This window comes from Streptomyces sp. NPDC101490, assembly GCF_044767145.1.
Taxonomy (GTDB): domain Bacteria; phylum Actinomycetota; class Actinomycetes; order Streptomycetales; family Streptomycetaceae; genus Streptomyces.
The window spans coordinates 20,978-39,117 of record NZ_JBIWNI010000020.1 but is presented as its reverse complement, the minus strand read 5'-3'; the positions used below and the strand labels follow the sequence as shown (position 1 = coordinate 39,117).

The following is an 18,140-nucleotide window of genomic DNA, read 5'->3' as shown; positions in this document are numbered from 1 at the left end:
TGGTTGGGGAATGAACCAACCCGCTTGTGGAGCCCGGTTTTTTCTCCCCGAAAGAGGCCGGACTCCGGACCTCCGCCTCTACTCCCCTTCGAGTTCGGGCAGTTCGAAGGCGTCCGCGATCAGCTCGTAGCTCCGCAGCCGGGCGTCCCCGCCGTGCGCGTTCGCCGTGATGATCAGCTCGTCGGCGCCGGTCCGCTTGCGCAGGTCCTCCAGGCCCGTGCGGACCTCGTCCGGGGTGCCGTACACGACGTTCGCCAGCCAGTCGTCCACGAACTCCCGCTCGGCGGAGCTGTATCCGTACGTCTCCGCCTCCTCCGGCGTCGGCACCAGACCCGGCCGTCCGGTGCGCAGCCGCAGCATCGCGAGCGCCCCGGCCAGCACCTGGCGGCGCGCCTGCGGCGCCTCGTCGGCGGCCAGCGCGGAGACGCCGATCATCGCGTACGGGGCGTCGAGGACCGCCGACGGGCGGAACGAGTCCCGGTAGAGGTCGAGCGCCGGGACCGTGTTCCGGGCGGAGAAGTGGTGGGCGAAGGAGAAGGGCAGGCCGAGCAGTCCGGCGAGCCGGGCGCTGAAGCCGGAGGAGCCGAGCAGCCAGACCGGCGGGCGTCCCTTCGGGCCCTGCACCGGGCCGGGCACGGCGTGGATCCGGGCGTACCGGTGCCCGTCGGGGAAGTCGTCGTCGAGGAACCGGGTCAGCTCGGCGAGCTGCTCCGGGAAGTCGTCCGCCCCTTCGTTCAGGGTGGCGGTCCTGCGCAGAGCGGCGGCCGTGGCGCCGTCCGTGCCGGGGGCGCGGCCGAGACCGAGGTCGATCCGGCCGGGCGCGAGCGCCTCCAGGGTGCCGAACTGCTCGGCCACCACGAGCGGGGCGTGGTTGGGGAGCATGACGCCGCCGGAGCCGAGGCGGATGCGCCGGGTGTGGGCGGCGAGGTGGGCGAGGATCACCGCGGGGGAGGAGGAGGCGACCCCGGGCATGGAGTGGTGCTCGGCCACCCAGTGCCGGTGGAAGCCGCGCCGCTCGGCGAGCCTGCTGAGCTCGACGCTGGTGGCGAGTGCCTGGGTCGCGGTCCGGCCGGCCCCGACCGTGACCAGGTCGAGCACGGACAGCGGCACGGGCGCGGAGCCCCGCGCCTCTCCTCGGATGGCGTCGGTCACCTTCGGGATCCTCCTCGGCGTCCGTGCGGAACGCGCACGGACTCGTGGTTCGGCTTGGACTCGACAAGAACAGGAGGGCGGCTCCGTTTATTCCGTCGCTTCTCGGCCACCGGAGGGGCCTCCCCGCCTTCCGCTTCCGCCGGGAAATCTCCCGTTCGCCACCGGCCGAACGTATGCCCGAGGACTCGGGGGCACCGCCCTGACCTGAGGATCTGCGCTCATTTCATGACAGGGGCATATGCCAGGGTGGTGCGGCCCAGCGTACGGCCGGGATGCTCCGCACCCTTCTCGCCAACAGCCGTCCCGTGGAGGGCGCTTGGCGGCTATCGTGGTACGAAAGCTTGCGGTCACAACCTGGTAGGGGGAAACCGTGGCTCTGAAGCCCGAGCCCACCGCGCCGTTCCACTCGGTGCAATACGCGCTGCGCGTCCTCGAGACGATCTCGCGGCACGGCGGCGGAGTGACGGACGTCCAGATCGCCCGTGAGACCGGGCTGCCCGTCGCCCACCTCTCCTCGATGCTCCTCATGCTCCGCCGCGAGGGGTACGTCGAGCAGGTCGCCGACGGCGCGTACGTGATCGGGGACTCGCTCGTCCTCCTGGGCTCCGGCATGACCCGCCGCGAAGCACTGGAGGCCAAGCTCCAGGAGACCCTGACCGAGCTGCGCGACTCCGTCGGAGCGGCCGTCTACATCAGCCGGTACATCGACGGCGAGGTGAAGATCACCCAGTTCGCCGACGGGCCGCGCACCCCCAAGGTCAACGAATGGGTCGACTTCCGCTCGGCGGCGCACGCCAGCGCGGTCGGCAAGTGCCTGCTCACCCAGCTCGACCAGAACGGACGGCGGGACCACCTCTCCCGCCACAAGATCGCCCGGCTGACCTCCCGGACCATCACCAACGAGCGGGTCCTCTTCTCCAAGCTCGACAGCCAGCCCGCCACCGTCCCGGTGCTCGACCTCCAGGAGTACGCGGTGGGCACGGTCTGCGCGGCCGTCCCGCTGACGGCGGGCTCCGCCGTGGGCTGCCTGGCGCTCTCCCTCCCGATCGAGCACGCCCACCGGCTGCGCTCGGCCGCCGACACCCTGAACCGCAGGGCCGCCCCGGTCGTCCTCTCGCTGGCGATCTGACCGCCCGCCCCGGGGTGGTCCCGAGCACTCGCCCCGAGGTGGTCGGGAGCACCCGCCGGGACCAGGTAGTATTTTCTTTGTCAGTAGGCGCCGCTAGCTCAGTTGGTTAGAGCAGCTGACTCTTAATCAGCGGGTCCGGGGTTCGAGTCCCTGGCGGCGCACAGACGGAGAAAGGCCCCTCGCGAGAGCGAGGGGCCTTTCTCGTCGTTGCCCGTACGGGCTGGGGCCGTACGGGCCCTCAGGCCCGCAGATAGGTGAGGACCGCGAGGACCCGGCGGTGGGTGTCATCGGCCGGGGGCAGGTCCAGCTTCGCCAGGATGTTGCCGATGTGCTTGCCGACGGCCGCCTCCGTCACCACCAGGTGGCGGGCGATCGACCCGTTCGACCTGCCCTCGGCGACGAGCCCGAGGACCTCCCGCTCGCGCGGGGTCAGCGCCGCCAGCGGATCGCGGTGCCGCCGCAGCAGCTGCCGTACGACCTCCGGATCGACGACCGTCCCGCCGTCCGCGACCCGGGCCAGGGCGTCCAGGAACTCCTCCACCTGCCCCACCCGGTCCTTCAGCAGATAGCCGACGCCGGTGCCGTCCCCCGCGTCGAGGAGATCGGCGGCGTAGCTGCGCTGCACGTACTGGCTGAGGACGAGGACCGGCAGGGCGGGCCGCTCGGCGCGGAGCGCGACCGCCGCCCGCAGCCCCTCGTCCTGGAAGCCCGGCGGCATCCGCACGTCCGTCACCACGACGTCCGGATCGTGCGCGGCGACCGCCGCCCGCAGCGCGTCCGCGTCCCCGACGGCGGCGACGACCTCGTGCCCGAACCGGGCCAGCAGCCCGATCAGGCCCTCCCGGAGGAGGACGCCGTCCTCGGCGAGGACGACACGGAGCCTGCGGACCGTACGGGACAAGGGATCTCCACTCTCAGAAGGGTCGGCCCGCCCTGCGGGCTCGTGATCGTCAGTGTGCCGTCCAGGACGGCGATCCGGTCCGCGAGACCGGTCAGCCCGCTGCCCCCGGCCGGGTCGGCGCCGCCGCACCCGTCGTCCTCGACGTCGAGCCGCAGCGTCCCCGCCGCCAGCCGGGCGGTGAGCCGCGCCCGGGAGGCACCGCTGTGCCGGGCGAGGTTCGCGAGCGCCTCGCAGCCCGCGAAGTACCCGGCGCTCTCCACCGCCTCCGGCAGCCGGGGCAGATCGACGTCCAGGTCGACGGGGACGGCGGACCGGTCGGCCGCGTCGGCGAGCGCCTCGCCCAGACCGTAGTCGGCGAGGACCTGCGGGCGGATCCCGTGGATCAGTTCCCGCAGCTCCGTCAGGACCAGGCCCGCCTCCGCGTGCGCCTTCGCCAGCTGCTCGGCGAGCGGGCCCGGCGGCGCGTCGAGACGGGCCAGGCCCAGGGTCATCGCGAGGGCGACGAGCCGCTGCTGGGCGCCGTCGTGCAGATCGCGCTCGATCCGGCGCCGCTCCGCCTCAAAGGCGTCGACCAGCCGCGCCCGGGAGGCGATGACCTCCCCGATCCGGTCGTCTCCCGCCGCCCCGCGCGGGGCGAGCAGCGCACGGGCGAGCGCCGCGCGGGCCCCGGCGAACGCCGCCAGCGGACGGGCCAGGGCGACCAGGACCAGGACGCCGAGCAGCGCCGCCGCGAACGCCTCGGGGTAGGAGGTCACCAGGTACGCCTTGACGACCTTGGTCTCGTGGCCGTCCGCCGCCAGCTGGACCGGGGCACTGAGCAGCACCAGCGGCAGGCCCGCCGCGACGGCGACGGCCAGCAGGTCCAGCGGCCACAGGACGGTGGCGAGCAGCAGCGCGTACGCCAGCTCCCGCCAGGTCGCCCGCTCCCCCGCCCGGAGCCGGAGCCAGGCGAGCGGTCCGGGGACGGTGGCGGGACGGTGCGGGTCGGGGGCGGGGTCCGGGTCGACGAGCCGGAGGCGGCGGCGCTCGATCCCGCCGAGGGCGAGCCCGGAGAGCAGCAGCGGCGGCAGCCCCACCAGGACCAGCGAGAACACCCCGAGGAGCAGGAACACCCCGCAGACGACGGCCCCCAGGAGACCCCCGGACAGCAGGTACCCGAGGGCGCGCCAGGGCCGGGGGCCGCGCGGGAACCGGGGCCGGGTGAGCGCCTGCCAGGGCGTACGGGCTTCCATGCGCGCCACGGTAGGCGCGGGGCCGTGCGGAGGGCGATGGGGGTGGGGGGTGCGGAGGGGGTGGGGCTGGGACTACCCACTCGGGGCGCGGACCCTCGGGGCGCGGACCCTCGGGGCGCGGACCCTCGGGGCGCGGGCCCTCGGGGCGCGGGCCCTCGGGGGGATGGCCGGGGCCCTCAGGGTGTCGGGGAGCGGCCGTGGCGGGTGTACTCCCGCTGGAGTTCGGCTGTCGCCTCCGGGGTGAGGGGTTCGTACGGCGCGCCGGGGGACGGGCGCCACCAGACCGGGTCCTGGCAGAGGAAGGCGGCCCGGCGCAGGCCCACCCGGTGGACCTTGTTGGTGGCGGTCAGCGGCAGCTCCGGCATCACCCGCACGAACCTCGGCGGCATCTTGGTGCCCAGGTCCGGCTGGGCCGCGAGGAAGGCCCCGAACGCCTCCGGGTCGAAGACCGCTCCCTCGCGCAGGGCCAGCGCCGCCATCACCTGGTCCCCCGCGACCGGGTCCGGCACCGCGTACACCGCGACCCCCGCCGCCCGGTCCCAGCGGGCCAGGATCCGCTCGATCATCGCCGCCGCCAGGTTCTCGCTGTCGACCCGCAGCCGGTCGTCCGTACGGCCCGCGAAGTAGAGGTGGCCGTCCGCGTCCCGGTAGAAGAGGTCCCCCGTCCAGTACCAGCCGCCGCGCAGCCGGGCCGCCTCCGCCGCCGGGTTGCGCCAGTAGCCCTCGAAGGGCGACCGGCCCCGGTTGACCAGTTCGCCGACCGCCTCGGCCGCGTTGAGGAGCCCGCCGTCGGCCGTGAACCGGGCGGGCGGGCACTCGGCGCCGGTCTCCGCGTCCACCACCGCCAGGTCGTCGCCTGGCGCGGCCCGTCCGACCGCGCCCGCCGGGGTGTCCGGGGTCCGCTGGATCGCGGCGCCGCCCTCGGAGGAGCCGTACCCCTCGACGAGCGGCACCCCGAAGCGCTCCCGGAAACGGGCCGCGTCCACCGCGCCCGCCTCGGTGCCGAAGCCGAGGCGGAGCGGGTGCGCGCGGTCGTCCGGGCCCGGCGGGGTGGCGAGCAGGTACTGCACGGCCCGCCCCACATAGGTGAAGTAGGTGGCGCCGAAGCGGCGGACGTCCGGCAGGAAGCGGGAGGCGGAGAACCGGGCCCGGAGCGCCACGCCCGCCCCGGCGGCGAGCGCGGGCGCCCAGTCCGCGATCACCGCGTTGCCGTGGAACATCGGCATGCAGACGTAGTGGACGTCGTCCCGCCGCACCCCGAAGTGGGCGACGAGCGAGGCTCCCGCGGCGGCGAGACGGCCCTGGCTGCAGAGCGCAGCCTTGGGCGCGCCCGTGGAACCCGAGGTGAAGGAGAGCAGGAAGCGGCTGTCGGGGCGGACCGGACCGAGCCGGGCGTCCCCCGGCCGGGCGGACCCGTAGGGGACGAGGAGTTCCCGGTAGGCGTCGGTGTCGGTGACCAGGACCCGGAGTCCGGGGAGCGGCAGCCCGTCGAGGAGCGGCAGGTGGGCGAGCTGGGTGACCAGGACCCGGCAGTCGGTGTGACGGATGTCTCGGGCGAGTTCGGCGCCGCGCCGGGTCGGGTTGATCCCTGCGACGGCGGCCCCCGCGAGGGCCGCCGCGCTGAGCCAGAGCGGGTACTCCGGTGTGTTGTCGAGCAGCAGGCCGAGGTGCGGCTCGCACCCCGGCCTGGGTGGCATCAGGTCCACGAGCAGGGCGGCCCGCGCGGCGGCGCCCGAGGCGACCTGGTGGTGGGTGAGGGTGTGGTGCTCGTCCCTCAGCCCGATCCGGTGGTCGTCCCACTGGCGCCGTACGAGTTCCGCGACGGTGTCCGCACCCCTCATGCGGCGGACTGTAACTGACGAAGCGTCAGAATTGAACGCCCGTGACCGGACGCCGGGCGTCCGTCAGAACTTGACGTCCGAGCAGGCGTAGAAGGCGTTGCCGGTGTCGGCGATCGTCCACACGGCCAGGATCAGGTGGCGGCCCGTCTTGCCCGCCGGGATCGTCCCGGAGTGCGAGAGGGTCGACGGCGGCTGCTGGTTGTTGTAGGGGACGGTCAGGAACGGCTGGGGGTCGAGGGCGGCCCGGGTCAGCTTCTGGTTCGGGTTCCAGCCGTTCTTGGTGATGTAGTACTTGAAGTCGGTGGTGGCGTGCCGGGCCGTGAACTGCCAGCGGAAGCTGTAGCTCTGGCCGGCCGTGAGCTGGGTCGCGGGCCACGCGCCGTTCCGGGGGTCGTCGAGCTGGGCGAACTGCGAGAGTCCGCCCGAACAGATCTTGCTGTCGGCGGGACCGCCGGACGGGAAGCCCTTCGAGCCCTCGACCGACTGCGGCTCCCACTGGATGTTGCCGCAGTTGGTCACGGTGCCGTTGGCGCAGAGCTTCTGGCGGCTGATCGGCGCGTCGGTGTAGCCGTGACTTCCGGCGCTGCCCGTGGAGAGGAAGGTGACGCCGGCGACGCCGAGCGCCACCACCGCCGCCCCTACTGAGTTTTTGCGCATGCTGTCGCTCCTGGAGAACGTGGGGGAGTTCCGTCGGGCCGTGCTGCACGGGTGCGGGACGCGGCACGGCCGGGGAGCCGTGCCGCGCTACCTCTTTTTGTGGTCTGGACCAACTACCAAGGTATGGACGGAAGTTGAGCCTGTCCATCCCTTCACGCGCCCTCCACGGGACCTGTCCGTCCGGTGTAGAACGCCACCGTCAGGTCCTTGACCAGTGCTTTGCGTTCGTAGTCGTCCAGTTCCACCAGACCACGACTGGTCAGCCGGTGGACCACGTCGTCCACCGCGTCCACCACCGACGTCAGCACGCTGTCCCGGTGCTTCGCGTCGATCGCCGCGATCCGCCGCCGCCGCATCGCCGCCGCCACCTCCGGCGCGTACTCGATCCGCGTCGGCTGCGCCGAGAACACGTCCACCCCGACCGGGGCGCACTCCGCCGACAGCATCCGCGTCAGCGCCTCGCCGACCGCCTCCGCGTCCCGCAGCGTCGGCGCGTCCTCGTGGAACGCGTCCGCCGGAAGCTGTGAGAGCACCCGGGCCATCGCCGCCTCCACCTGCTCGCGCAGGTACTCCTCGTGCCCGTCGATCCCGAGCGCCGCCCGGACCGTGTCCCGCACCCGCCACACCACGAGCACGGTCACGTCCAGCGCCGTGCCCTTCGCGTCCACCGCCGGCAGCGGCTCGCTCCGCCAGTGCCGGAGCCGTACGTCCACCCGGCGGCGCAGCAGCAGCGGGCTCACCCACACCAGTCCGGTACGGCGGACCGTGCCCCGGTAGTCGCCGAACAGGGTCAGGACCCACGCGTAGCCGACCCGGCCCCTGCCCAGCCCGCCGAACGCGAACAGGGTGAGGACGACGCCGAGCGCCAGGAGCGCCCACTGTCCGAGCGGGACGCCGTGGTACGGGCGCACCGGCAGCCGCAGCATCCGCGCGGCCTCCTCCGGGACCGCCCCGGCCCACCACACGATCGCCGCGCACCCGGTGAGGGCGAGCGCGCCGCCCAGCACCCCGGCCCAGCCCGGCAGCACCGGCCCCGGCCGCTCCACGAGCGCCGGATCGGCGGTGGGCGCGGGGCGGGCGGGCGCCGCCGGGGCGGTGTCCCGCGCCCGGTCCCGTTCCGCCAGGGCCCGCGCCTGGGCGCGCCGTTCACCGACCCGGTCGCCGGGCCGCGCCCCGGGCGACGGCTCGACCTTCGACGGCGCCGGGATCGCGGGCCCCCGGCCCTTCCGTACGGGCGCGGCCATGGCGACGGTGTCGGGGCCGCCGTCGTCGTCCCCCGGCACCGGGAGCGCCTGGCCCTCCGGCTCGTCGCGGAAGAGCAGGTGCACCGGGATGGACCCGGTGGTCTCGGTCCCGATCACGTTCTTCCGCCGTGCCACCCGCACGACGGCGGCGACGGGCACGGCGAGGGCCCCCACCCGGACCCCGGCGATCCGCCCGAAGTCGAGGCCACCGCCGCCCGCTCCGGTGCGGGGTACGGGACCGGCGGCCCCGCCCCCTCCGACGACCGGCGCCGGACCGGACCGGCCCACCGGGCGGGCGTGCCGATCGGGAAGCGGGGCGGAACCACCAGACCGGCCGGTGCCCGGACCCGGGGCGGGAAGGGCGCCGGGGGTCAGGGCCTCCCCGCCGGAAGAGGAGGCGGCGCCCGGAGCGCGCCCTCCCCCACGGACCGGAAGCGCACCCGGGGAAGCGGACCTACCGCCCGAAGCGGGAAGAGCGCCCGGGGCGGCGGGCCCTCCGTCGTCACCGGAGACGGCGCCCGTGGCCGTCAGCCCTCCCCCGCGAGCGGGAGGGCCTCCCGTGGTGGCGGACCCCCCGGCCGGGGCCGGGAAGGTGTCCGATGCCGTGGACCCCGGCCCATGGGCCGGAGGGGTTCCCGTGGTGGCCGACGGGGCCGGTGTCGTACGGGAGGAAGGTCCGGGCCCCGGGGCCCCTTCCCTTTCGGCGCCGCCGGACGGCGGGCCCGAGCGGGCGCCCGGGCGGTCCGGGTGTACGTCCGGCCGCGCGGCGGCCTCGGGGGCCGACGTGGTGACAGCCGGTACGGGCATCGGCGCGTTCCCCGTGGCGGGACCGACAGGAGCGGGGGCCTCCGCGACGACTCCCAGCCCTTGAGCCACCCCCGGCCCGGGGACCGCTTCCGGACCAGAGGTCCCCCTCGCTCCCGGGGTCGCCTCCGGCTCAGAAGTCACCCCCGATCCGGAAGCCGCCTCCGACCCGGAGGTCACCCTCGGCCCAGAAGTCGCCTCCGGCCCGGAAGCCGCCCCGGACCCATGAGCCACCCCCGGCCCGGAAGCCGCTCCAGACCCATGAGCCAACCCCGACCCGAGGACCTCCCCAGGCCCGGAGACCGGACCCGGCCCGGAAGCCCCTCCCACAACAGGAGCCACCCCCGGCCCGGAAACCCCACTCGGCCCCGGAGCCGCCCCGGACCCAGGGATCACCTCCCGCTCAGGGACCGCCTGCCGCTCGGGGGTCGCCCTCGGCCCAGGAGCCAGCTCCGGCTCAGGAGTCGCCCTCGGTCCAGGAGCCAGCTCGGGCTCAAGCATCGCCCGGGGCCCAGGAGTCGTCCCCTGGCCGGAGGCCGTCCCCGGCGCCGGGGAGCCCGGGTCCGCCGCGAGCGAGGCGGGGGACACGTCCTCGGCGGTGGTCGGCGGCGGCACCGGGCTCGGGGCGGTCGACGGCGGCACCGGGCTCGGGCCGGTCGGCGGCGGCGTTCCCGTCGTCCGGGGGCCGTGGGGCGCGGTCGTCCTCGGGAGCGTGCCGTCCGTCAGGCGTCTCGCCGTGCGGGCCGCGTCACGCGAGGCCGCCGCGCCGGAGTCCGCGGGGTTCGGGTTCGGTGCCGTCATTCGGGTCCACCTCATGCTCTCGGGGTCATCGGAACAAGCGCCGCCAGGTCTCCGGGCCCGGGTAGCCGTCGGCCGCTGCGCCGCGCCAGCCCTGTGCCCGCTGGAACGCCTCGACGTTGCGGCGGTCCGCCTCCGTCCAGCGCGGACCGGGTCCCGACAGGTAGTGCTTGCCGAAGCCCCGCTTCACCAGTTGTTCGCCCAGCTTCTCCACATATGCGCTGGATCGGCCCGGACGGAAGACGCCACGCCCGGGAAAGTCCGTCACAGACGCGCTCGGGCCGCTCGAACCACTCGAACCGCCGATGTCCTTGCCGCCGCCGGTGACGAGGAGCCGCCAGGTCTGGGGGCCGGGCAGACCGTCCGCCTCCGCGCCCTGCCACCCCTGGGCCCGCTGGAACGCCTGGGTCGCGCGCCGGTCCGCCTCGCCCCACTTCGGGCCGGGGCCCTGGCTGTAGTACTTCTTGGCGCCCCGGTCGACGAGGAGCCCGCCGAGCTGGGTGACGTACGCGTTGTCGGCGCCGGGACCGAACATGGCCGACCCGGGATACGGCGTCGGCGCCGACGTCGAACCACCGCCGGTGCCGGTGCCACTGATCACGCCCTTGTAGCGGTAGCCCACGTACCGGCTGGAGTTCTCCCAGTACGCCATCGGCGTAGCCTGCTTGCGGGTGCGCGGCCTGGTCTGCTCGTACGCGATGTACGAGGTGTGGGTGTAGTCGGTCCAGCCGCCGAAGATCGTCACGTGGGAGCCGCGCGTCGGGTCGGCCGGGTTATGGAAGAGGAGGATGTCGCCGGGCTGGAGATCGGCGCGGTCGACCCGGTCCGCGAAGCGGTCGAGGCTGCCGGTCCATTCGTTGCTGCGCAGGTTCCAGGCCATCGAGATGTAGCCGGAACAGTCCTGGCGGTAGCCGTCCGACCAGTACGTGTCCATGGAGTACGGGACCCGGGCCGCCACCCACAGCTTGGCGCGGTTGATGATGTCGGCGCGGGTGGTCCGCCGGAGGCTGCCGGTGGAGATCTGGGCGGAGGTGGGGGTGGCCAGCGGGGAGGGCCCGGGGCCGGGAGCGCCGTGCAGGGGTTCGCGCCCGCCCTGCGGGGTGTCGGGTCGGGGGGCCGCCGCCACCGCCCGTACCGTCTCGCCCGCCGTGTCCGGCGCCGTCTCCGCCGTATCCAGCGCCACCTCCTCCGTGTCCGGCGCCGTCTGCGCCCCTTCGGCGAGGCCGGACCGCGCCTCCGGGGCCACCGCCCCTGACGCCCCCGCCCCTGACCCCACCGCCTCGGATGCCGCCGCTCCGGATGTCACCGTCCCGGGGCCCGTCGCCCCGGGCCCCGCGTCCGCCGGGGTGAACGGGCCGGGCGGCGGCGACAGGGCCGCCGTCGCTCCCGCCCCGCCGCCGCCGAGCACCACGCCCGCCGCCGTCACCAGGACCAGGGCGCGCCGGGCGCCGTGGGCGGCGGGGTGGCCGCCGGACCGGACGGGCAGGCCAAGCGCGAGGTCACGCCGCTGCCGGGCGCACCCCGGGCAGCCGCAGTCGGCCGCGGGTTCGAACTCCTCGAAGACCGGCACGCTCATGCGATTCCCCTCCACACTCGTCAAGATCTTTTGACCCTTGTTTCGGGCGCCAGTGTCTCAACTGTCTGGACAAATCGCATTTTGACGGATCGAAGGCCTGATACGACCATCCGACAGGCCGGGAGCGACCGGTATTGGTCGGAAGCACACCCGCAGGTCAGGTAGAGTTCTCTCTGTCAGCAGGCGCCGCTAGCTCAGTTGGTTAGAGCAGCTGACTCTTAATCAGCGGGTCCGGGGTTCGAGTCCCTGGCGGCGCACGCACAGTCAAGACCCCCTCACCATCGGTGAGGGGGTCTTGATGTTTCTCCGGGCCCTTCTCCGGCCGGACTACCGCGCGCCGCCCGCGAGTTCCCGGGCGTAGGCGTCGAACCACTCCCCCGCCTTCGGGCCGCCCCGGCACTCACCGTCCGACTCCCCCGGGCGCTTGATCCACAGGTGCGCCGACACCAGCGGGTCCCCGGTGTCCCGGGTGGGCGCGGTGCCGAGGGCCCGGCCCGGCGGGTTGCACCAGCTGTCGACGGGGTCCCCCTCGGCCCAGGGCCCGTTCCCGTTGCGGCTCGTGTCGATCACGAAGGGCTTGCCGCCGACCAGGGCGGAGAGCTGCCTGCCGTACGCGGTGCTCTCCTCGGTCGTCCGGAAGTTCGAGACGTTCACCGCGAAGCCGTCGGCGTCCTCGATCCCGGCCTCCCTCAGCGGGCCCGCGAGCTGCTCCGGCCTGCCCCAGCCCGCGTTGCCCGCGTCCAGGTGCACGGTCACGGACGGCTGCCGTTTCAGCCGCTGGACCGCCTCTCTCAGCAGTTCGTACCGCTCGACGTGGTGGCGCCGCTCGGTACAGCCGTCCACGACGTGCATCACCGCGTCCGGCTCCAGGACGACGGTGGCCCGCCGGGCGCCGATGCCCCGGGCGACCGCGTCGACCCAGTCCCGGTAGGCGGCGGCGTCCGGCGCGCCGCCCGCCGAGTGCTGGCCGCAGTCGCGGTTCGGGATGTCGTACAGGACGAGGAGGGCCTCGCTCCCGGCCCGGTCGGCGGCCTCGGTCACCGCGCGGGCCTCCTCCTCGGGCCGGTCGGGGCCGATCCACTCGGCCTGCGGCCGGGAGGAGATCCTCCGCAGCAGTTCGGCCTCGGCGGTGCGGCCCGCCGCGAGGTGCTCGGCGACCGCGCGGGCGGCCCTGCCGTCGGGGTTCACCCAGTAGGGGACGGGGACCGGGGCGGTGCTCGGGCCCCGGGCTCCGGGCGCGGCCCGGGCCGCCTCGCCCCCCGGGCGCGGGGCCGGGGACGTACAGCCGGAGAGGGCGGGGAGCAGGAGCAGGAACACGGCGGCCGGGAGGACGAAACCGGCGCGGCACGCGGACGGACGTGCGGACAATTCGGGGCCCCTCGGACACGTGCGGAACGGTCGGGGTCATCGTGGCACGCCGTTCCCCTGGGCCGGGCGAGGCAGGGCCCCTACAGTGGCCGCAACCGACCTCCCGGGCGGCACCGGGCCCTTCCCGCGCCCGTGAGCCCCCGGTCGAGGACCGGCCCGGCCGGCGGTGGCCCGGACGCGCCCCGTCGGCCGGAGCCAGGTCCGGCGCGACCGCCGCCCCGGCGGAGCGGCGTCCCCCGCCCGGCCCCCGTGGACGGCTCAGGAGCCCTCGGGGGTCTCCGTCGCCGTCAGGTAGGCGGAGACCACCACGTTCGCCGTGTACGTGCCCGCCGCGCGGTCGAAGGTGCCGCCGCAGGTGATCAGGCGGAGTTCCGCGCGGCGCGGGTCGCGGGGGCCGTAGACCTTGCTCGGGTCGAAGTCGTCCCGGGGGTGGACCTGCACGTCGTCGATGGTGAATTCGGCGACCGAACCGTCCGACCGGGTGATCCGGACCTTCTCCCCGGGGCGGGCCGCGCTCAGGCCGTAGAAGACGGCCGGGCGGGCGTCCGTGTCGACATGGCCGACGAGGAGGGCCGCCCCGGCGGCGCCCGGCCGGGTGCCGGGGCCGAACCAGCCCACCGTGTGCGGCATCTCGAACGGCGGCGGGTCGATCGCGCCGGAGGCGTCGAGTCCCCGGCCCACGACGGGCGCGGCGATGCCGAGCGAGGGGACCTCCACCCGCCGGGGCTCGGCGGCGGCGATCGGGTCGTGGGCCGGTGGCAGCTCCACGCGCAGCGGGCGGCCCACCGCCGCCATGTCGCCGGTCGTCGGCCCCGAGGCGCCTCCGAAGCCCTCGGCGGCCTCGTGGCCCCAGAGCCAGAGCCCGAGCAGCAGCACCGCCCAGGTGACACCGGTGACCAGCCGCCCGGTGCCCGCCGGGCGGGAGCCGGACGGCACCGTCACTCCCCGCCGGTACCGGCGGGCCCGCCCGCCCGGCGGCGGGAGCTGCGGAAGGCGACCGCGACGGCGGCGACGGCGGCCATGCCGAGGCCGAGCAGGGTGTACGGGGTGCCGAGGCCGCTCTCGGTGGCGGTCTGGGCGACACCGGGGGCCGCCGGGGCGGCGTACGCGGCGGTGCCGCCGCCGCCCGCGTGGACCGGGGCGAACGGGCTCGGGTGGTGGCTCGGCTCGGGGGTCGGCCGGTGGTGCCGGACCTCCACGGCGCCGACGTCCGGATGGTCGTGGCCGTCGCAGGTCACGCCGACCTTGTACGTACCCTCTTCGAGTCCGGACCTGACGGTGGTGTCGCCGTACAGCGGGGATCTGCCGCCGTCCCGCCCGGTGAGTTCCGTGTCGGCGACGAACGCCGGGGACTTCGCGGCGCCGGTGGTGCCCTCGCAGCCCTCGACGCGGACATCGACGTCGGCGCCGGGTGAGGCGCCGGAAGGGGTGACGGTGGCCTTGACGCCGTCGTGGGCGTACGCGCCGCCGGCCATGGGTGCAAGGACGAGCACCAAGGCCGCCCCTGCGGCACGGAGTGCAATGGGACCTGAACGCATCGTGACCTCCTGGTACTGGCAGGGTCACCCGGATCGGGCCGTTCCGCATCCGCAGGGGCCGGGCGGCGGGCCGCTACACGCGGTCGACGATGTCCGCGATCGAGTCCACGACCTTCGAGGGGCGGAACGGGAAGCGGTCGATCTCGGCCCTGCCGGTCAGCCCGGTCAGCACCAGGAAGGTCTGCATGCCCGCTTCGAGACCGGCCAGGATGTCGGTGTCCATCCGGTCGCCGATCATGGCGCTGGACTCGGAGTGGGCGCCGATCGCGTTGAGCCCGGTGCGCATCATCAGCGGGTTGGGCTTGCCCGCGAAGTAGGGCTCCTTGCCGGTGGCCTTGGTGATGAGCGCGGCGACGGAGCCGGTGGCCGGGAGGGGGCCCTCCAGGGACGGGCCGGTCTCGTCGGGGTTGGTGCAGATGAACCGGGCCCCGGCGTTGATCAGCCGGACGGCCTTGGTCATCGCCTCGAAGGAGTACGTACGGGTCTCGCCGAGGACCACGTAGTCCGGGTCGTGGTCGGTGAGGACGTAGCCGATGTCGTGCAGCGCGGTGGTGAGACCGGCCTCGCCGATGACGTACGCGGTGCCGCCGGGGCGCTGGTCGTCGAGGAACTTGGCGGTGGCGAGCGCCGAGGTCCAGATGTTCTCGACGGGGACCTCCAGGCCCATCCGGGCGAGCCGGGCGTGCAGGTCGCGGGCGGTGTACATCGAGTTGTTGGTGAGGACCAGGAACGGCTTCCCGGTCTCCCGCAGCTTCTTGATGAACGCGTCGGCGCCGGGGATCGGCACGCCCTCGTGGATGAGGACGCCGTCCATGTCGGTGAGCCAGGATTCGATCGGCTTGCGCTCTGCCATGGGTGCGGGACTCCTGCCGTACGGACACGCGTGTGCTGGGGACGTCGCGACAGCACTGTGGCGACGCCCCCCAGCCTAGGGGGTGTCCCGCCGAACGGGCCGGGCTCGTGGGGCCGGGCCCGATCGGCGGGACGCCCCCTGGTCAGGAGGCCGCGATCGTGACTCCGTCGATGGTCCAGTACCAGTTGTTCGACCCGGTGTAGCGGAAGCGGAAGCTCGCGCTGGAGGCACTGGCGGGGACGGCGACGGTGAGGGACTGCGGCTGGGAGAGGACGTCGGCGGTGTAGCTCCTGACCGGGGTCGGGGTGCCGCCGTTGAAGCTCACCAGGACCTGGGCGGTCTGGGCGCCCTCCTGGCGGTAGAGGGTGGTGAAGCCGAGGGTCACCCGGGACGCCCCGGAGACGTCGTGCGCCGGGGTGACCAGGGTGGAGTCGTACGTCCCGGAGAACGCCTTGTCGGCCCACTCGTCGGAGTCGGCGACGGCGAAGACGCCCCGGGCCCGTACGTTCAGCTCGCGGGACTGGTCGCGCTGGGAGCGGGACCAGAACTCGTCGGTGGCGAAGGACCAGCCGCGCCACTCGGTGACCCCGCCGGTGCCCATGGCGCCGTTGATGACGGACCAGCCGGCGGGCGGGGTGCGGGTGAAGCCGAGGACCCCGGCGGGGATGCCGGTCTCGTCGACGCGGCCGGTCAGCGCGGGGTACAGGGTGTCGAACGGGTCGGTGGAGCGCTCCTGGACCGGCTTGCCGTCCAGCCCCCACGCCGGGTCGGGGACGATGCCGAGCTGGTGGAAGACCGTGGCGGCGACGTCGACGAGCCGGGTGTCGGCCGGGCGGGCACCGACGGCGATGCCGGGGCCCCGGGCGAGGACGAAGGTGCGGCGCTCCTCGACGCTGGAGCCGCCGTGGCCGCCCCCGTCGGTGTGGCCGTGGTCGGTGGCGACGAGGACGGTCCAGCGCTCGGAGGCGTACGTGGGCCGGGCCTCGATCGCGGCGAGGAGACGGCCCAGATGGGCGTCCTGGACGTCGATGGCGTCGAGGTACTTGGGGTGGGCGGCGCCGTAGGAGTGGCCGATCTCGTCGGTCTCGCCGAAGTAGACGAAGAGGACGTCGGGGTTCTGGTCGCGCAGGACGCCCTCGGTGAGGTCGGTGATGACCTTGTCGTTGACCGCGTAGTCGTTGACGTAGACCAGCTTGGCGTCGGCGCCGGGGGTCACGGTGCCGTGGGTGTCGAGCTCGGGCCAGTCGACGGCGGCGAAGAGGGAGAGCTCCGGGCGGATCTGGTGGAGGCGGGCGAGGAAGCCGGGGTAGCGGCCGTAGTTCTTGCCGGTGAAGGTGTTGTCCCTGACGCCGTGCTTGTCGGGCCAGACGCCGGTGGAGATCGTGGACCAGCCGGGGCCGGAGGAGGTCGCGGCCATCGGCTGGGCGTACAGCAGGGAGCGGCCGTAGGTGCCGTCCGCCATCAGGGACTTGAGGTGCGGGGCCCCGGCGGCGTCGATCCGGTCGTACCGCAGGCCGTCCATGCCGACGACGAGGACCTTGTCCTTGCTGGTGCCGTCGGGGAGCACGGGCCCGGCGGCCGCGCGGGCGGCGGGGGCGGTGGTGATCCCGGTGGCGGCGACGGCGGCGGCACCGGCGGCGGCGAGCACGGTGCGGCGGGAGATGCCGGGCAGCGGCATGTCGGAGTCCTCCGTGGAAGTCCGTGGAGCGGGGCGGGTACGGGCCGACACCCCTGATAGCGCAAGGGAGTTGGCCCGTACCCGTTATCTTTTCGCGATACGCGGGAGGTGGTCAGGGGTGGTGCGGTGAACTCTTGGTGCCGGGCGGTGGTACGCCGGTCGTGGTACGCCGGTCGTGGCGCGTCGGCTTCCGGCGGTGGGGTTCCTCGGCCTCCGGTGGCCGGGGGCGTCGGCCCCGGTGGGCGGGAGGGTCGGCCCCGGCGGCCGGGTGTCAGCTTCCGGTGGCGGACTTCCAGGCGTCCACGTACGACGTGAGGTTGCGGTCGATGTCGGCCCAGTCCGGTTCGAAAACCTCGACGCCCGCCATGATCTTGGCGAGCGCGACGGCGTTGGCGTCGGTGGGCTTGACGTCCTCGCGGGCCGGGAAGCCGCCGCCGACCGCGCTGACCTGCCGCTGGGCGTCCTCGCTCAGCAGGAAGTCGAGGAGCTTCCTGCCGTTCTCGCCGTGCGGGGCCCCCTCGACCAGGCCCGCCGCGTACGGCAGCGCGAAGGTGGTCGGCCTGCCGTCGCCCCTGGCCGGGAACCAGATGCCGAGGTTCGGCAGGGACGCGGACTGGGCGAAGTTCATCTGCACATCGCCGTTGGCCACGAGGAGTTCGCCCTTGTCGACCTTGGGGGCGAGCTTGGAGGTGGAGGAGGACGGGCCGACGTTGTTGGCCTGGAGCTTCTTCAGGTACGCCATGGCCGCGTCCTTGCCCCCGAAGTCGTGCATGGCCTTGATGAGGACGGCGGTGCCGTCGCCCGCGACCCCGGGGGTGGAGTACTGGAGCCGGTCGCGGTACTTGGCGTCCAGCAGTTCCTCCCAGCTCTTCGGGGCGGCCGGCAGCTCCTTCTTGTTGTGGACGAAGCCGAAGTAGTTGTTGACCACGGAGGTCCAGGTGCCGTCGGACGCCTTGTCGGCCCCGGAGACCCGGTCCGCGCCCCGGGGCACGTACTTCTGGAGCAGGCCCTTGGAACCGGCCTGCTGGATGAACGGGGGCAGGGTGACGAGGACGTCGGCCTGGGTGTTGCTCTTCTCGCGGAGGGCGCGCTGCACCATCTCGCCGGAGCCGCCCTCGACGTACTTCACCTTGATGCCGGTCTTCTTCTCGAAGTCGGCGAAGACCTTGTCGTACCAGCCGTCGCCCGCCTCGCCCTTGAGGCCGTCGGCGCTGTAGACGGTGACGGCCTTCTCGTCGGAGGCGGCGGAGGAACCACCGCAGGCGGTGAGCCCGGCGGCGAGGACGAGGGAACCGGTGAGGGCGGCGATCGGCTTGGCGTACGTACGCATGACGTTCGTCTTCTCCTGGGGGAAGGAAGCTGAGGAAGG

At 74.3% G+C, this 18,140-nt stretch carries 14 protein-coding genes and 2 tRNA genes; 3 read left to right on the top strand and 13 right to left on the bottom strand.

The window, feature by feature from the left end:
- Window positions 1-78 precede the first annotated feature (78 nt).
- The gene (locus tag ACIRQY_RS27920) at window positions 79-1,152 is read right to left on the bottom strand and encodes an LLM class flavin-dependent oxidoreductase (RefSeq protein ID WP_403930443.1); all 1,074 of its coding nucleotides are present in this window, start codon (window positions 1,150-1,152) and stop codon (window positions 79-81) included.
- Window positions 1,153-1,522: 370 nt separating this feature from the next.
- Between ACIRQY_RS27920 and ACIRQY_RS27915 the strand changes: the two genes are divergently transcribed.
- Window positions 1,523-2,281, top strand: a complete 759-nt coding sequence (locus ACIRQY_RS27915; RefSeq protein ID WP_351782596.1) for an IclR family transcriptional regulator C-terminal domain-containing protein — start codon at window positions 1,523-1,525, stop codon at window positions 2,279-2,281.
- An 87-nt stretch (window positions 2,282-2,368) separates the two neighbouring features.
- Window positions 2,369-2,442: transfer RNA gene (locus ACIRQY_RS27910), tRNA-Lys, on the top strand.
- A 77-nt stretch (window positions 2,443-2,519) separates the two neighbouring features.
- Here the strand turns inward: ACIRQY_RS27910 and ACIRQY_RS27905 are convergent.
- From ACIRQY_RS27905 to ACIRQY_RS27880, 6 genes are all read right to left on the bottom strand, one after another.
- Window positions 2,520-3,182: a response regulator transcription factor gene (locus tag ACIRQY_RS27905; protein WP_351782599.1), complete on the bottom strand. Its 663-nt coding sequence runs from the start codon at window positions 3,180-3,182 to the stop codon at window positions 2,520-2,522.
- Window positions 3,113-4,414 carry a sensor domain-containing protein gene (locus tag ACIRQY_RS27900; protein WP_403930440.1) on the bottom strand — a complete coding sequence of 434 codons (1,302 nt, stop codon included), beginning with the start codon at window positions 4,412-4,414 and terminating at the stop codon, window positions 3,113-3,115. Before ACIRQY_RS27900 ends, ACIRQY_RS27905 begins: the two co-directional genes overlap by 70 nt.
- Before the next feature lie 176 nt (window positions 4,415-4,590).
- Window positions 4,591-6,255: an AMP-binding protein gene (locus ACIRQY_RS27895; protein ID WP_403930438.1), complete on the bottom strand. Its 1,665-nt coding sequence runs from the start codon at window positions 6,253-6,255 to the stop codon at window positions 4,591-4,593.
- A gap of 63 nt (window positions 6,256-6,318) precedes the next feature.
- Window positions 6,319-6,912 (bottom strand): lytic polysaccharide monooxygenase, encoded by a 594-nt coding sequence (locus ACIRQY_RS27890; protein ID WP_351782608.1) that lies wholly within the window; start codon window positions 6,910-6,912, stop codon window positions 6,319-6,321.
- 152 nt (window positions 6,913-7,064) lie between these two features.
- The gene (locus ACIRQY_RS27885) at window positions 7,065-8,963 is read right to left on the bottom strand and encodes an SPFH domain-containing protein (RefSeq protein ID WP_403930436.1); all 1,899 of its coding nucleotides are present in this window, start codon (window positions 8,961-8,963) and stop codon (window positions 7,065-7,067) included.
- 823 nt (window positions 8,964-9,786) lie between these two features.
- Window positions 9,787-11,334, bottom strand: coding sequence for a peptidoglycan-binding protein (locus ACIRQY_RS27880; RefSeq protein WP_403930434.1), 1,548 nt, complete (start codon window positions 11,332-11,334; stop codon window positions 9,787-9,789).
- A gap of 183 nt (window positions 11,335-11,517) precedes the next feature.
- Between ACIRQY_RS27880 and ACIRQY_RS27875 the strand changes: the two genes are divergently transcribed.
- A tRNA-Lys gene (locus ACIRQY_RS27875) sits at window positions 11,518-11,591 on the top strand.
- Window positions 11,592-11,661: 70 nt separating this feature from the next.
- Here ACIRQY_RS27875 and ACIRQY_RS27870 read toward each other — a convergent pair.
- From ACIRQY_RS27870 to ACIRQY_RS27845, 6 genes are all read right to left on the bottom strand, one after another.
- Window positions 11,662-12,702 (bottom strand): glycoside hydrolase family 6 protein, encoded by a 1,041-nt coding sequence (locus tag ACIRQY_RS27870; protein WP_403930433.1) that lies wholly within the window; start codon window positions 12,700-12,702, stop codon window positions 11,662-11,664.
- Window positions 12,703-12,960: 258 nt separating this feature from the next.
- Window positions 12,961-13,638, bottom strand: a complete 678-nt coding sequence (locus tag ACIRQY_RS27865) for a class F sortase (RefSeq protein ID WP_403930555.1) — start codon at window positions 13,636-13,638, stop codon at window positions 12,961-12,963.
- A 2-nt stretch (window positions 13,639-13,640) separates the two neighbouring features.
- Window positions 13,641-14,195 (bottom strand): hypothetical protein, encoded by a 555-nt coding sequence (locus ACIRQY_RS27860; protein WP_403930553.1) that lies wholly within the window; start codon window positions 14,193-14,195, stop codon window positions 13,641-13,643.
- A 118-nt stretch (window positions 14,196-14,313) separates the two neighbouring features.
- The gene (locus tag ACIRQY_RS27855; RefSeq protein WP_351782623.1) at window positions 14,314-15,093 is read right to left on the bottom strand and encodes an HAD-IIA family hydrolase; all 780 of its coding nucleotides are present in this window, start codon (window positions 15,091-15,093) and stop codon (window positions 14,314-14,316) included.
- A gap of 142 nt (window positions 15,094-15,235) precedes the next feature.
- The gene (locus tag ACIRQY_RS27850) at window positions 15,236-16,771 is read right to left on the bottom strand and encodes an alkaline phosphatase family protein (protein ID WP_403930431.1); all 1,536 of its coding nucleotides are present in this window, start codon (window positions 16,769-16,771) and stop codon (window positions 15,236-15,238) included.
- A 271-nt stretch (window positions 16,772-17,042) separates the two neighbouring features.
- A complete protein-coding gene (locus ACIRQY_RS27845; RefSeq protein ID WP_403930429.1) occupies window positions 17,043-18,101 on the bottom strand; it encodes a 2-aminoethylphosphonate ABC transporter substrate-binding protein in 1,059 nt (352 codons plus the stop codon).
- Window positions 18,102-18,140 lie beyond the last annotated feature (39 nt).

Bases quoted from the DNA above. Each gene is read 5' to 3' on its own strand.
- ACIRQY_RS27855 (WP_351782623.1), bottom strand. From the start codon at position 15,093: ATGGCAGAGCGCAAGCCGATCGAATCCTGGCTCACCGACATGGACGGC.
- ACIRQY_RS27880 (WP_403930434.1), bottom strand. From the start codon at position 11,334: ATGAGCGTGCCGGTCTTCGAGGAGTTCGAACCCGCGGCCGACTGCGGC.
- ACIRQY_RS27885 (WP_403930436.1), bottom strand. From the start codon at position 8,963: ATGCCCGTACCGGCTGTCACCACGTCGGCCCCCGAGGCCGCCGCGCGG.
- ACIRQY_RS27900 (WP_403930440.1), bottom strand. From the start codon at position 4,414: ATGGAAGCCCGTACGCCCTGGCAGGCGCTCACCCGGCCCCGGTTCCCG.
- ACIRQY_RS27845 (WP_403930429.1), bottom strand. From the start codon at position 18,101: ATGCGTACGTACGCCAAGCCGATCGCCGCCCTCACCGGTTCCCTCGTC.
- ACIRQY_RS27850 (WP_403930431.1), bottom strand. From the start codon at position 16,771: ATGCCGCTGCCCGGCATCTCCCGCCGCACCGTGCTCGCCGCCGCCGGT.
- ACIRQY_RS27895 (WP_403930438.1), bottom strand. From the start codon at position 6,255: ATGAGGGGTGCGGACACCGTCGCGGAACTCGTACGGCGCCAGTGGGAC.
- ACIRQY_RS27890 (WP_351782608.1), bottom strand. From the start codon at position 6,912: ATGCGCAAAAACTCAGTAGGGGCGGCGGTGGTGGCGCTCGGCGTCGCC.